Annotated in this window: 16 protein-coding genes; 9 read left to right on the top strand and 7 right to left on the bottom strand. The window is 63.1% G+C overall.

Annotated elements, in window-relative coordinates; translation table 11 throughout:
• Window positions 1-10: 10 nt before the first annotated feature.
• From JQ621_RS26850 to JQ621_RS26875, 6 genes are all read left to right on the top strand, one after another.
• The gene (locus tag JQ621_RS26850; RefSeq protein WP_212238767.1) at window positions 11-1,300 is read left to right on the top strand and encodes an ABC transporter substrate-binding protein; all 1,290 of its coding nucleotides are present in this window, start codon (window positions 11-13) and stop codon (window positions 1,298-1,300) included.
• Window positions 1,300-2,259: an ABC transporter permease gene (locus tag JQ621_RS26855; protein WP_212238868.1), complete on the top strand. Its 960-nt coding sequence runs from the start codon at window positions 1,300-1,302 to the stop codon at window positions 2,257-2,259. The genes JQ621_RS26850 and JQ621_RS26855 overlap by 1 nt, the downstream gene beginning before the upstream one ends.
• A gap of 3 nt (window positions 2,260-2,262) precedes the next feature.
• The gene (locus tag JQ621_RS26860; protein ID WP_212238777.1) at window positions 2,263-3,141 is read left to right on the top strand and encodes an ABC transporter permease; all 879 of its coding nucleotides are present in this window, start codon (window positions 2,263-2,265) and stop codon (window positions 3,139-3,141) included.
• A 21-nt stretch (window positions 3,142-3,162) separates the two neighbouring features.
• Window positions 3,163-3,894 (top strand): aspartate/glutamate racemase family protein, encoded by a 732-nt coding sequence (locus JQ621_RS26865; RefSeq protein WP_212238778.1) that lies wholly within the window; start codon window positions 3,163-3,165, stop codon window positions 3,892-3,894.
• 113 nt (window positions 3,895-4,007) lie between these two features.
• Window positions 4,008-4,199, top strand: a complete 192-nt coding sequence (locus tag JQ621_RS26870) for a hypothetical protein (RefSeq protein ID WP_212238780.1) — start codon at window positions 4,008-4,010, stop codon at window positions 4,197-4,199.
• A gap of 274 nt (window positions 4,200-4,473) precedes the next feature.
• On the top strand, window positions 4,474-4,968 hold the full coding sequence (locus tag JQ621_RS26875) for a hypothetical protein (protein ID WP_212238870.1): 495 nt from the start codon (window positions 4,474-4,476) through the stop codon (window positions 4,966-4,968).
• Between the two features lie 215 nt (window positions 4,969-5,183).
• Here the strand turns inward: JQ621_RS26875 and JQ621_RS26880 are convergent, their stop codons facing one another.
• The 4 genes from JQ621_RS26880 to JQ621_RS26895 all read right to left on the bottom strand — a co-directional run bounded on the left by JQ621_RS26880 (window position 5,184) and on the right by JQ621_RS26895 (window position 7,048).
• Complete coding sequence (locus JQ621_RS26880; RefSeq protein WP_212238782.1) at window positions 5,184-5,537, bottom strand: hypothetical protein; 354 nt, start codon at window positions 5,535-5,537, stop codon at window positions 5,184-5,186.
• A gap of 103 nt (window positions 5,538-5,640) precedes the next feature.
• Entirely contained in the window at window positions 5,641-5,949 is a 309-nt protein-coding gene (locus JQ621_RS26885) for a hypothetical protein (RefSeq protein ID WP_212238784.1), read from the bottom strand.
• A gap of 150 nt (window positions 5,950-6,099) precedes the next feature.
• On the bottom strand, window positions 6,100-6,630 hold the full coding sequence (locus JQ621_RS26890) for a gamma carbonic anhydrase family protein (protein ID WP_212238787.1): 531 nt from the start codon (window positions 6,628-6,630) through the stop codon (window positions 6,100-6,102).
• An 88-nt stretch (window positions 6,631-6,718) separates the two neighbouring features.
• Window positions 6,719-7,048, bottom strand: coding sequence for a DUF6949 family protein (locus JQ621_RS26895; protein WP_212238791.1), 330 nt, complete (start codon window positions 7,046-7,048; stop codon window positions 6,719-6,721).
• A 224-nt stretch (window positions 7,049-7,272) separates the two neighbouring features.
• Here JQ621_RS26895 and JQ621_RS26900 point away from each other — a divergent pair, with 224 nt between their 5' ends.
• Together JQ621_RS26900 and JQ621_RS26905 are read left to right on the top strand one after the other, a co-directional pair.
• Window positions 7,273-7,992, top strand: a complete 720-nt coding sequence (locus JQ621_RS26900; protein WP_212238794.1) for a hypothetical protein — start codon at window positions 7,273-7,275, stop codon at window positions 7,990-7,992.
• 153 nt (window positions 7,993-8,145) lie between these two features.
• Window positions 8,146-8,541, top strand: coding sequence for a PaaI family thioesterase (locus JQ621_RS26905; RefSeq protein WP_312015450.1), 396 nt, complete (start codon window positions 8,146-8,148; stop codon window positions 8,539-8,541).
• A gap of 162 nt (window positions 8,542-8,703) precedes the next feature.
• On the opposite strand, the gene JQ621_RS26910 is transcribed toward JQ621_RS26905, so the two are convergent.
• Window positions 8,704-8,922, bottom strand: a complete 219-nt coding sequence (locus JQ621_RS26910; RefSeq protein ID WP_007602550.1) for a DUF3126 family protein — start codon at window positions 8,920-8,922, stop codon at window positions 8,704-8,706.
• A gap of 124 nt (window positions 8,923-9,046) precedes the next feature.
• Window positions 9,047-9,871 (bottom strand): serine O-acetyltransferase, encoded by an 825-nt coding sequence (gene cysE, locus JQ621_RS26915; RefSeq protein WP_212238797.1) that lies wholly within the window; start codon window positions 9,869-9,871, stop codon window positions 9,047-9,049.
• Window positions 9,872-10,142: 271 nt separating this feature from the next.
• On the opposite strand from cysE, the gene JQ621_RS26920 reads away from it, so the two are divergent.
• Window positions 10,143-11,513, top strand: coding sequence for a hypothetical protein (locus JQ621_RS26920; protein ID WP_212238800.1), 1,371 nt, complete (start codon window positions 10,143-10,145; stop codon window positions 11,511-11,513).
• Between the two features lie 291 nt (window positions 11,514-11,804).
• Here JQ621_RS26920 and JQ621_RS26925 read toward each other — a convergent pair whose 3' ends face one another.
• Window positions 11,805-12,341, bottom strand: a complete 537-nt coding sequence (locus JQ621_RS26925; protein ID WP_212238803.1) for a GNAT family N-acetyltransferase — start codon at window positions 12,339-12,341, stop codon at window positions 11,805-11,807.
• Between the last annotated feature and the right edge of the window lies 1 nt (window position 12,342).

The raw sequence follows: 12,342 nt of genomic DNA on the forward strand, positions 1-12,342 counted from the left end.
AGTGACTGGAATGACCGAGACGACCAAGAAGACCGGCGTCAGCCGCCGCACGCTACTCAAGAGCACCGCGGGTCTCGCGGGCCTCGCCGCCGGCTCCGGCGCCATCACCGGCTTCCCCTATGTGATGTCGGCCGAGCCGAAGGTGCTGCGCTATCTCGGCACCGCCGTGAACGAGGGCGACGACATCTCCAAGCAGTGCCTGAAGGACACCGGCATCAAGATCGAATACATCACCGCGACCACCGACGACGTGACCAAGCGCGTGATGACCCAGCCGAACTCCTTCGACGTGCTGGACACCGAATATTTCTCGCTGAAGAAGCTGGTGCCGTCGGGCAACATCCTTGCTCTCGATGCCAAGAAGATCAAGGAATTCGACAACATCACGCCCGTCTTCACCAAGGGCGAGACGCCCGGCGGCAAGAAGATCGGCAATCAGGGCACCGCGCCCTGGAAGGTGCTCTATCTCGAGGGCAAGGACTCCAAGACCTTCTCCAAGACGGCGACCGAGTTCGTCACGCTGATCCCGACCGTCTACAACGCCGACACGCTCGGCATCCGTCCCGATCTCATCAAGCGCCCGATCAGCTCGTGGTCGGAGCTGCTCAATCCCGAATTCAAGGGCAAGGCCTCGATCCTCAACATCCCCTCGATCGGCATCATGGATGCCGCGATGGTCGTGGAAGCCACCGGCAAGTACAAATATGCCGACAAGGGCAACATGACCAAGGAAGAGATCGATCTCACCATGAAGGTGATGACCGAGGCGAAGAAGGCCGGCCAGTTCCGTGCGTTCTGGAAGGACTTCAACGAGAGCGTCAACCTGATGGCTTCGGGCGAGACCGTCATTCAGTCGATGTGGTCGCCGGCGGTGACCAAGGTCCGCTCGATGGGCATTGCCTGCACCTTCCAGCCGCTCAAGGAAGGTTACCGCTCCTGGGCCTCAGGCTTCTGCGTCTCCAAGGGCGTGTCGGGTGCGAAGCTCGATTGGGCCTATGAGTTCGTCAACTGGTTCCTGTCCGGCTATGCCGGCGCCTATCTCAACCGCCAGGGCTACTACTCCGCCGTGCTCTCGACCGCGAAGGCCAACATGGAGCCCTACGAGTGGGCCTATTGGATGGAGGGCAAGCCGGCCGAGAAGGACATCAAGGCGCCCGACGGCTCCCTGCTCGAGAAGGCCGGCGCGGTGCGTGACGGCGGTTCCTACGAGGACCGCATGGGCGCTGTCGCGTGCTGGAACGCCGTCATGGACGAGAACGACTACATGGTCCGCAAGTGGAACGAGTTCATCGCCGCGTGATGGATACGTCGGAAGACATCCTGCAACAGACATCCCCGGACATTGTCCGGGGATCGCAGACGGCGCGCCGCAGCAAAGCGGCGCGCCTGTCGCCCTCCGTCATCTCCTGGCTCCAGGCCGGGCCGATGATGCTGGTGTTCCTCGCCTTCTTTCTGATCCCGCTAGTCTTCGTCGTCATCGTCTCGTTCTGGGACTATAACGAATATCAATTGCTGCCGGCCTTCTCGGGCCGCGGTTACACCGACACGTTCGAAGGCTGCATCGCGCAGCTCCCTGATCTGTGCACGATCGCCAAGACCTATGTGAAGACGCTGAAATTCTGCGTCCTGGTCTGGGCCATCACGCTCTTCATCGGCTTCTGGGTCGCCTACTTCCTCGCCTTCCACATCAAGTCCAAGACCTGGCAGATGGGCCTGTCGCTGCTCTGCACGATCCCGTTCTGGACATCGAACGTGATCCGCATGATCGCCTGGATCCCGCTGCTCGGCCGAAACGGCCTCGTCAACTCCGGCCTCATCAAGGTCGGGCTGATCAACCAGCCGGTCGAATGGCTGCTGTTCTCGGAATTCTCCGTGGTGCTGGCGCTGGTCCACCTCTTCACCTTCTTCATGGTGGTGCCGATCTTCAATTCGATGGTGCGCATCGACAAGTCGCTGATCGAGGCGGCCTATGATGCCGGCGCCACCGGCTTCCAGACCCTCGTCAACGTCATCATTCCGCTCGCCAAGCCCGGCATCGTGATCGGATCGATCTTCGTCATCACCATCGTGATGGGCGATTTCATCACAATCGGCGTGATGGGTGGCCAGCAGATCGCGGCCGCCGGCAAGATCATCGAGACACGCGTGAACGCGCTGCAATTCCCGGCCGCGGCCGCCAATGCGGTGATCCTGCTGGTCATCACCTTCATGATCATCACCATGATGTCGCGCATCGTCGACATCAAGAAGGAGCTGTGAGCGATGAAGGAGGGACGCCCGCGCAGCTTCTACGTGCTCGCGATCTTCTTTGCGGTCTATGTGCTGTTTCTCTACGGCCCTATGATCGCGATCTACGTGCTGTCGTTTCAGGGGCCGCAGGGCGGCCTCACCTTCCCGATGAACGGCGTTTCGACCTTCTGGATCTCGAAATTGTTCCAGGGCACCGGCATCGTCGATCTCGGCGCGGCCTTCCGCCGCTCCTTGCTGCTCGGCATCGTCGTGATGATCACCACGGTCGTGCTGTCGGTCGCCGCCGGCATGGCGTTCCGCCGCAAATTCAAGGCGCAGAGCATCCTGTTCTACTCGGCGATCGCCAGCCTCATCGTTCCCTCGATCATCACCTCGCTCGGCATCTCGCTTGAATTCCGTATCATCGATGATTTGATCAAGGCGCATTGGAACGAAAATTTCGAGACTTCAATGGGCCTGCTCACCTCAGGGCTCGGCGCGCACCTGACCTGGACGCTGCCGTTCGGCCTGCTCATCATGTTCGCGATCTTCAACCGCTTCGACCCCAGGCTCGAGGAAGCCGCACGTGATCTCGGTGCGACGCCATGGCAGGCCTTCCGTCATGTCGTGCTGCCGATCATCCTGCCATCCGTGATCGGTATCGGCCTGTTCGGCTTCACGCTGTCCTGGGACGAGCTTGCGCGCTCCAGCCAGGCGATCGGCGCGGTCAATACATTGCCGCTCGATCTTCAGGGTCTCACCACCACGGTGACCAACCCGGACATCTATGCACTCGGCACCGTGATCTCGGCGGTCTCGTTCACCGTGATCACCCTTGCGCTCGGCACAATCCACGTGCTCAACAAGCGCCAGGCGGCCAAGGGATCGGACGCCGGCAAAGGACTCGTCTAACAAAGGGCTCGTCTGATCGCGATGCGACTGCACGTCGTCAATCCCAACACGACTGCGACGATGACGGCGAAGATCGCCGCCGCGGCGCGATCGATCGCGCTGGGCGACACGGTGGTCGATGCGCGCCAGCCGGCGATGGGACCGGTTTCGATCGAGGGATTCTACGACGAGGCCTTTGCCGTCCCCGGCATGCTCGGCTGCATCCGCGAGGCCGATCGCGACGGCGCCGACGCCCACATCATCGCCTGCTTCGACGACACTGGCCTGGATGCTGCGCGCGCCATGGCAAAGGCACCGGTCATCGGTATCGGCGAAGCCGGCTTTCACCTCGCGAGCCTGGTCGCGGCGCGCTTTGCCGTGGTGACGACGCTCGGCGTCTCCATCGTGCCGATCGAACATAATCTGCGGAAATACGGCCTCGCCGACCGCTGCGCCCGCGTTCGTGCCGCCGAGGTCCCCGTGCTTGCGCTCGAGGAGCGCAACGCGGACGCTCTTGGAAAGATCTCCGCGGAGATCACGGCCGCAATCCGTGACGACCGTGCCGAGGCCATCGTGCTTGGCTGCGCCGGCATGGCCGATCTCGCCGCCGAGCTCGCCGCCACCCACGGCCTGCCGGTGGTCGACGGCGTCGCCGCCGCGGTGACGCTGGCTGAAGGACTGGTGCGGCTGGGGCTCTCGACATCCCGGCTCGGCCCGTACGCGGCACCGCGTGCGAAAACATATTCGGGTCCGTTTGCGCCGTTTCAGCCCTGAAAGTGCGTCGGCGCGGTGACTGTGCGATCAACTTTTATGTGTCTGTCACAAGCGACCTCCGTTTCGCCCCAAGCTGTGCTAAGACTCCGCACCAGTATTCTTACGGGATCAAGATGAAAAAGAACGATGTCACCTGTTCGGCCTGCGGGGCAGGCTTTCGGCGGCTCGAACTTGCCACGCCGCCTGCCAACTCCGGCGAGTATCGCTGTCCGGCATGTGACGAGGTCCTGGAGACATTTAACGGAACGGCGTTCATCGCCTATCGGATGACGATCCAGCCCTCGTTGAAGGCCGTGCGCGCCTAACCGCCGTTCTCGCTGATCGTACCGCGACATTCCCGCTCCGCCGTATTCGGCGTGGCGGGATTTCCTTTTTGAGGTGCCGCTTTCGATCTCCGGAACCTCTGGATGGGATCAAATGCGCTCTGGGTCAATTGCGCTTTTTTCCCAACCGGCCACCTTTTCGTCCCAATTGTTGCTGAACAGTAACACTTTCCGGACGTCCCGGCCGCATTGTTCTGCGTTTCTCGTGCTGCCGCTCTTCGCCACTCACCAAGTTTCAATTTGGGTCTTGTCAGCGATGATCGATCTCGCAGAGGACACGCCGTCCAATCCTCTCCTTCGTCTCGGCGCGCAGCCGATTGCGCTCACGGCCGCGGCGCTCCTGCTGCTGATTGCGGGAGTCACCTCGATCGCGATCTGGCGCGCCTATACCGGCGCTGCGCCGGAGACCGACCGCGTGGTTGCCTCGCGCCAGCTTCAGGTGCGGGCGGCCCAGGCCTCGGAACAACTGGTCGAGAAGACCAAGGGGCTGGAAGCAACCCAACAGGAATCGATCGACCAGCTTCAGGTCGTACAGGATCAGCTTCAGACCATGAAGCGACTGCTCGCCGCGCAGCAGTCAGACACCAAGCGCCTGTCGGATCAGGTCGCCAATCTGAACGAATCCATCGACAGTTTGCGGCAATCCTTTGCCAGCGTCCGTGCCAATGAGGCCGACACGCCCTCGGTTACTTCAAGGAAACCGGCTCGCCACCACGCTCATGCCAGCGGCCGGAAACGCTCACGCGGCTGATTGGATCCCTAGCCGCGGCCTTTTATTTTCGCGACTTGTGAAATGGATCACATTCGTCCGTATGATTCCGCGCCATGCTGGGCTCTACCGGATGGCGTGAGCCGATTTCAATATCCGGGGCTGGCAAGGTCGTTGACGGTATACTGCGTCAACGGCCTTGTTTTTTACCCCCGGTATTCAGGTGCTTCAGCCGGGCTCCAGCGCCTCTTGCCAGCCTATTCACAAACCTGAACGCGGCGAATGCGCCAGCCCCATGGCGTCATGACCCGCTGCCGCACGAGATAGCACTGCGCGCCGTAGTCCTCGTAGCCGACGCCGTAATAATAGGGGTTGCCGTAGTAGGGATAACCATACGCGCCGTAATAGCCGGCGCCCGCGATGCCGGCGCCGATCGCGATACCCGGCCAGAAACCGCCGCCGTGCCAGCCATGGCCCCAGCCGCCGCCATGCCAACCGCCACCACCCCAATGGCCGCCGCCACCGAAACCGCCCCGCGCCTGCGCCGCCTCGGGCACCGCGAGACCCACTGCCGCGATGGCCAGTGCCGCCAACATCATCTTGCGCAACATCAACTCACCCTCCGCGTGGACACGCTCCACACTTCAAAACACGACCAAGCTAATGTCATCAGATCATCGATGATAGGCGCGTCGGCTCACTTCCACGCGAGCGTCAGCAGCCGCGGCAGATGCTCTTCAGCTTCTTGTCGAGCAGCTTGTTCTCGGCGCTCACCGTGGCATCGGCGTCGGGGTTGGTCCCCGAGGCTGCCCCGGTGGTGACACCTTGCGCAGTGTTTGCGCCGGAGGATTGCGCCGTGCCGAGACCGTTGGTGCCGGGCGGCGGTGCCGGCGCATTCGCAACGCCAGCCGTCGCACCGGAGGATCCGCCAGTGCTTTGCGCGAAGGATATCGCGGGCAGCGCGGCGAGACTGAAGACGACGATCAACGTCTTGATTGAAGCGCTTGCGGACAATCTGAGCATCGGAATCTCCTCGTCCGACCAACGGCCGGGGCAAAGACAGGTTCCGGAGCACATCCCTTCACGTCGGCTTGAACGCAAGGAGACAGCCACGAATATGCGCAACGGCTTTGCGCGCACCAAGACTTTGACCGCGCGGTTCCGGCGCCAGTCTCAGCCGATCCGCGTCAAACCCTTCTTGAAGCGCGGGCCGTTGGCGACATAGAACTTCGCCGCACTTCCCATCTTCTGCACCTGGCCATCGTCGAGCGCGCGGATGACGCGCGCGGGCGAGCCGATGATCAGCGAACGTTCGGGAAATTCCTTGCCCTCGGTGATGACGGAGCCGGCACCGACAATGCTGTTGCGGCCGATCTTCGCGCCATTCATCACGATCGAACCCATGCCGATCAGCGCGCCTTCCTCGATCGTGCAACCGTGCAGGATGACGTTGTGGCCGACGGTGCAGTTCCTGCCGATGACAAGCGGAAAGCCGAGGTCGGTGTGGCAGGTCGAGCCATCCTGCACGTTGGCGCCCTCGCCGATCTCGATCCATTCATTGTCGCCGCGCAGCACGGCGCCGAACCAGACGCTCGCACCCGGCTTCAGGCGCACCTTGCCGATCACCGTCGCGGTTTCCGCGATGAAGTAATTGCCGTCGGAAGGAAGCTCGGGCGCCTGCCCGTCGAGCTCGTATATCGCCATGGAGGTCTCCTGTCGCGCCAGCCCAAGCCATAGCGAAACGATGGCGCCGAGGCAAAGGGCCGCCGCAACGGGCGGCCCTGCAGGGCCGTCAGCCGATGACGCCGGTCGCGCGCAGCGTCATCAGGAAGAAGGTGCCGCTCATCATGCTCCAGAAGCCGGCGATGACGGTCGCCATCATCACGAATTCGAACCGGCGGCTTTCCAGCCGCATGCCGCGCAGCGTGTTGCGCATGATGATGAAGGGCGCGGCGAACACGAGGAACGGCACCGCCGCGAACGTGCGCGCGGCCACGCCCTCCTGCAGCAGGCCGAAACCTGCGGGGCGCTGCGACAGCGCCTGGTATCCATTTGCGAGCGCACCCGCGAGCGCGAAGCCGATGCAGATCGAGAAGAAGGTGTTGAGAGCTTCAGGTGTCATCGGAACAGTCCGCCCTTACGCAACGCGAGGAGCCTTCCTGTGACAAATCGTGCCGGTTAACGCTACATTATCCTTAAGCGAAGGTTAACGGCGCCGCTCTCTCCGCGCAGAGCCCCCTGCCGCATCCGGTAGCCGGGAACCTTCCGCGATATCGCCGCAGCGTGGCATATTCGCCGGTGATTCGTCGGCCACCGGCCGACCTCCGGGCCATTTCTCGCGACGTCATGACGGTGTTTTCGGCAGCCTCCCCTCGCACTTCCAGGACAACCGCAAGGATGCGTACCTCCGCACATCTCGTCCCGTTTGCGGTCGGCGGCGTGTTGGCGGCAGGGGCGATCGCGCTGGTCGCCTATCTGTTGTGGCCGACCTGGAGCACGGGCGGCTCGGATGCGCCCGACAGGCTGCCGGTCAGCGTCGGCGGCACGCTGTTCAACCTGCCGCATGAGGCGATCCGGATGAAGATCCAGCGGCACTCCGGGCCGCAGGAGCGCATCGATCTCGACTTTCTTTATCCCTCGCTGGAAGCACCGAACGGGCCGACGCATGTGACCGCCGACACCGTCGACACGGCGATGCAGCCGATCGACCGCATCTTCCTCTCGATCGCGGCGCATCACGATGCGCTGTCGCCCGAGCAGCGCACCGCGACGATCTATCCGCGCTATCTCGAGCCGTCAGCGACGACACCCAGCGACGGATTGACCATGCGCCCGTTCCGCAGCGACACGCCCTATGATGGCGAGGATCTGTACTCCGCGGGCTCCCCCGCGCTCACCGCGCGCTGCACGCGCGATGCGGCCACGCCCGGCATGTGCCTGTCCGAGCGCCGCGTCGATGGCGCCGACCTCACCTTCCGCTTTCCGCGCAACTGGCTGTCGCAATGGCGCGACGTCGCGGAGGCGATGGACAGGCTGACCGTGCAATTGCGCGGGCCGAAGGGCTGAGCGCTCGGCCTTCGCGACGAAGGGTCGAAAACAACCCCATGCACAGTAGCGAAGCGCCTGTCCTGGCCTGCGTACTCGAAAATTCGTATTTTTCGAAATAAATCTTGACCCGTCGGGCAAAACAGGGGCAAAATGCCATCATGGGGTGATCGCGTGAATGACGCAGCCGCCAACATGCCGCCAGGCGCCCGGCTCCTTGGACGCGAATGGCTCGGCTTCGACGAGAGCGGCGATGCCGTGATCCGCTTCCAGGCTCAGCCCGCATTCACCAACAGACACGGGACTGTGCAGGGCGGATTTCTCGCGGCGATGCTGGATTCCGCCACCGGGCTTTGCGCGCTGGCAAAACTCTCGCCTGACCTGACTGTGGTCACCAGGAGCCTCGACACGCGCTTCCTGAAACCTGCGGCGGTGGGCGCCATCACGGCTCGCGCGCGGGTGACGGAGCAGGCGGAGCGCGACATGGTCGTGCAGGCCGAGCTCATCGATGCCAAGGGCGTCATGGTCGCCGAGGCAACGGCGCGGCTGCGCATTCTTACAAAGACATAGAGTGAGGCGGCCGTAGCGATGCGGCTTCAAGACCATCATCCGTCATTGCGAGCGTAGCGAAGCAATGACGATGTGGAAAGTGCTCGCCTCGCATGTCGAGGCGAGCAAGGCGTAGCGAACGTCCGCAAACCCGGACGCTGCCCCGCAATGACGGCGTCGACGCTATTCCTGATCGACCAGATCGTCCTCGAGGATCGCCATCTGGAACTGGAACGAGCGATCATCATCCTCGTCGTCGACGAAGAGCACGCCGATGAACTCCTCGCCGATATAGACCTCGGCGCTGTCGTCCTTCTTCGGCCGCGGCACGACGCGGATCTTGGGATTGCCGAATACGCGCTTCAGATACGCATCGAGCTTTCTGACTTCTTTGACGTCCACGGCAAGTCTCCGATCAAATTTGGTCGGCGGGTTTTAGGACGAGACGCGACGAACCGCCAGCATGAATTGCCAAAGAATGTGGGGACGAAAAGGGCCGGCAGATCCGGCCCTTAAACTCACGGGTCTAAAGACCCATCGCGTTGATCATCTGGTCCATGGTGCGGGACGGCTCGGCACAGCCGGCCTCACCCACGATCTTGGCCGGCACGCCGGCGACCGTGACATTGTGCGGCACAGGCTTGACCACGACCGAACCGGCCGCGATGCGCGCGCAATGGCCGATCTCGATGTTGCCGAGGATCTTCGCGCCCGCGCCGATCAGCACGCCGTGACGAATCTTGGGGTGACGGTCCTCGTTCTCCTTGCCGGTGCCGCCGAGCGTGACGCCATGCAGGATCGAGACGTCGTCCTCGATGACAGCCGTCTCGCCGCAGACGAAGCCAGTCGCATGGTCGAGGAAGATGCCGCGGCCGATGCGCGCGGCGGGATTGATGTCGGTCTGGAACACCGCGGACGCACGGCTCTGCAGGTAATACGCAAAATCCTTGCGGCCCTTCAGATAGAGCCAGTGCGCGAGACGATGGGTCTGGATCGCGTGAAAGCCCTTGAAATAGAGCAAGGGATCGATGAAGCGCGAGGTGGCGGGATCGCGGTCGTAGACGGCGACGAGATCGGCGCGGAAGGCGTTGCCGATATCCGGATCGTCGCGCAGGGCTTCATCGAACGTCTGGCGCACGAGGTCGCCCGAGAGCGCGGCGTGATCGAGCCGGTCGGCGACGCGGTGGACCACCGAATCTTCGAGGCGGCTGTGATGCAGCACGGTCGAATAGATGAAAGTCGCAAGCTCGGGCTCGCGGTGGACGATGTCCTCGGCCTCGCCGCGGATCCGGTCCCAGATCGGATCGAGCGTTGCGAGCTTTCCTCCCGGATTGACCTGATGCACTGCCATGGATTGCTCTTTCGAATTTCGTTTGGCTGGTTCTATAACACACAGTAAGCGACAAAGTCCTGACGGGCTTGCCTGAGAGTGAACAGCGCCTTGCCCCGCGCCAGTGCGCCAACGCATTGAAACACAAGAGGTTCTTCTGACGCCCCCGAGCGGCAGGGTCGGTTGGAAATGGTCAGCATTTCGCCAAATTCAAGCCGGGCGGCGTCAAACTATTGGTGAATTTCGTCCCAACCCTTATTGCGGAATGGTCCGGCACGAGGATGGGACGGTTTTGAGCATCACCACCGATCAATTGCGCGCGCGCGCCGCGGGTAAGCTTTGGCTGCGGCTGGCGGCGGTGGGCTTGCCCCTTCTCTTGCCCCTCCTCATGATCGCACCGGCGCTCTGGAACGGCTACCCGCTGTTGCAATGGGATACCGGCGGCTATCTGGCGCGCTGGTACGAGGGCTATCTCGTCCCCAGCCGCTCCACGGTGTTCGGCCTCTATCTGCACTATGGCGAAGGTTTCGGCTTCTGGATCAATATTGCCTTCCAGTCGCTGGCAACGCTGTGGCTGCTGCAACTGACATTGCGCGTGCTCGCGATGATGCAGACCTTCCGCTTCGTCGCGATCAGCCTGCTGCTGATCCTGGCGACGGCGCTGCCGTGGCTCGCCAGCATGCTGATCACCGACATCTTTGCGGGACTGTCGGTGCTGTCGCTGTTTCTCCTGATCGTCGGCGGCGGCCGAATCTCGGGGCTGGAGAAGGCCTCGCTGTTCGTCTTCACCGCCTTTGCCGCCGCAACCCACAGCGCTACGCTCGGCGTGCTGTTCGGGCTTTGCGCCGCCGGCTGGATGGCGCGGCCGTTTCTGCGAACTCGTCTGCCGATTGCCGGACTGACCCAGGCGAGCCTGACGATCGTTGCGGGCGGCCTGATGCTGATCGCGGCCAACCACGCCCTGTCAGGCAAATGGGCGTGGACCCCAGGCGGCACCGGTGTCGCCTTCGGCCGCATGATGCAGGATGGCATCGTCGCGCGTTTCCTCAACGACCACTGCCCGCGCGAAAACTTCAAGCTTTGTCCCTACCGCAACGAATTGCCGGCGACGGCCGACGAGTTCCTGTGGGGCAAGAGCATGTTCAACACGCTCGGCCGCTTCGAAGGCATGAACGACGAGATGGCCACCATCGTCGAGCGGTCGCTCGCCGACTATCCGGCCTGGCAGCTAGGTGCGGCGCTGCGGGCGATGGGCCAGCAATTGTTGCATGTGGCGACCGGCGAAGGCGCCAGCGTCTGGATTCCACACACCTACGGTATCATCGAGCGCTACGTCCCGGCGCAGGTCGCGCCGATGCGCGCGGCGCGGCAGCAGCACTGGGGCCTCGATTTCGACTATGTCAACTGGCTGCATGTCCCGGTCGCGCTGGTCTCGATGCTCGGGCTGCTCGCGCTGCTCGGACATGCGCTGGCGAGCCGAAGGCTCGACGATCTGACGCTGCTGGCGGCAACCGTGACGCTGGCGCTGCTCGGCAACGCCTTTATCTGCGGCGTCATCTCGGGCCCACACGATCGCTACGGCGCGCGCATGGTGTGGGTTGCGACCTTCGTGGTGCTGATGGCGCTGATGCGCCGCGTAGGCGACGACGTCAAAGCGGGATGAGACTGGGATGAAGCGTCATTGCGTTCGCCTGCCCAACAGCGAGCATCTTGACCAAAATGAGAGGACGGTTGAGCGGCGGCTCAGTCGTCTCCCTCCGCATCTGCACGGCCTGGATCAGGCGTGCGCGGATGACGATCGCGCGGCAGCTTATCGCCAAGGGTAAGTCAGTCACAGCCGGCTACGGCCTCGACCTCGGTGACGCGATAGAGTTCTTCGACGCATCGAGCCAGTCGAGGAGCCTGGTTTGGGTGACCTCCTGTTGGACCTGCCAACAACGTCGGGTCCATGGGCTCAATGAGGGCCCAGTCCGAGTCGCATGGCGCATCGCAGATGTGTCGGCAAACCGCGCTCGGCTTCCGTTTCGAGTAGCGCCGCCAGGCGCGCGTCCATGGCGCTCCCCTCCAGCGTCTTAAAACCTAGACGCGCATAAAAAGGCGCATTCCAGGGCACGTCGCGGAAGGTGGTAAGCGTGATCGCCGCAAAGCCCCAGCGGCGCGCCGTCTCGATCGCGTGCACGCAAAGGCGGCGGCCGAGCCCCCGTCGTTGCAGATCGCGCCGCACGCCGATCTCCCAGATATGTAGGGCATCGGCCTCGCGGCTCGCGCTGAGAAACGCAACCGGGCGGTCGTCGGCGTCAGCGATGACCCAGCTTGTCCCTCCGGCGATCAAGTCGCGGTAACGCTCTGCCGGCAAATCCGCACCGTCTGCGAGCCAGGCCAAAGCGGGAATCTCACGGAACAAAGTCCCGGCCGAATTCTCGAGAGATGGCATCGCGTCGGCATCACGCGCTTCGGCGAGCCGTATCCGGAAGGGATTCTCGGTCGCCACG

Origin of the sequence: Bradyrhizobium manausense (assembly GCF_018129685.1) — a bacterium.
Classification (GTDB): Bacteria; Pseudomonadota; Alphaproteobacteria; order Rhizobiales; family Xanthobacteraceae; genus Bradyrhizobium; species Bradyrhizobium manausense_D.

Excerpts from the sequence above, each read along its gene's own strand:
- JQ621_RS26850 (WP_212238767.1), top strand. The coding sequence starts at position 11 with ATGACCGAGACGACCAAGAAGACCGGCGTCAGCCGCCGCACGCTACTC.
- JQ621_RS26855 (WP_212238868.1), top strand. The coding sequence starts at position 1,300 with ATGGATACGTCGGAAGACATCCTGCAACAGACATCCCCGGACATTGTC.
- JQ621_RS26860 (WP_212238777.1), top strand. The coding sequence starts at position 2,263 with ATGAAGGAGGGACGCCCGCGCAGCTTCTACGTGCTCGCGATCTTCTTT.
- JQ621_RS26865 (WP_212238778.1), top strand. The coding sequence starts at position 3,163 with ATGCGACTGCACGTCGTCAATCCCAACACGACTGCGACGATGACGGCG.
- JQ621_RS26870 (WP_212238780.1), top strand. The coding sequence starts at position 4,008 with ATGAAAAAGAACGATGTCACCTGTTCGGCCTGCGGGGCAGGCTTTCGG.
- JQ621_RS26875 (WP_212238870.1), top strand. The coding sequence starts at position 4,474 with ATGATCGATCTCGCAGAGGACACGCCGTCCAATCCTCTCCTTCGTCTC.
- JQ621_RS26880 (WP_212238782.1), bottom strand. The coding sequence starts at position 5,537 with ATGTTGCGCAAGATGATGTTGGCGGCACTGGCCATCGCGGCAGTGGGT.
- JQ621_RS26885 (WP_212238784.1), bottom strand. The coding sequence starts at position 5,949 with ATGCTCAGATTGTCCGCAAGCGCTTCAATCAAGACGTTGATCGTCGTC.
- JQ621_RS26890 (WP_212238787.1), bottom strand. The coding sequence starts at position 6,630 with ATGGCGATATACGAGCTCGACGGGCAGGCGCCCGAGCTTCCTTCCGAC.
- JQ621_RS26895 (WP_212238791.1), bottom strand. The coding sequence starts at position 7,048 with ATGACACCTGAAGCTCTCAACACCTTCTTCTCGATCTGCATCGGCTTC.
- JQ621_RS26900 (WP_212238794.1), top strand. The coding sequence starts at position 7,273 with ATGACGGTGTTTTCGGCAGCCTCCCCTCGCACTTCCAGGACAACCGCA.
- cysE (WP_212238797.1), bottom strand. The coding sequence starts at position 9,871 with ATGGCAGTGCATCAGGTCAATCCGGGAGGAAAGCTCGCAACGCTCGAT.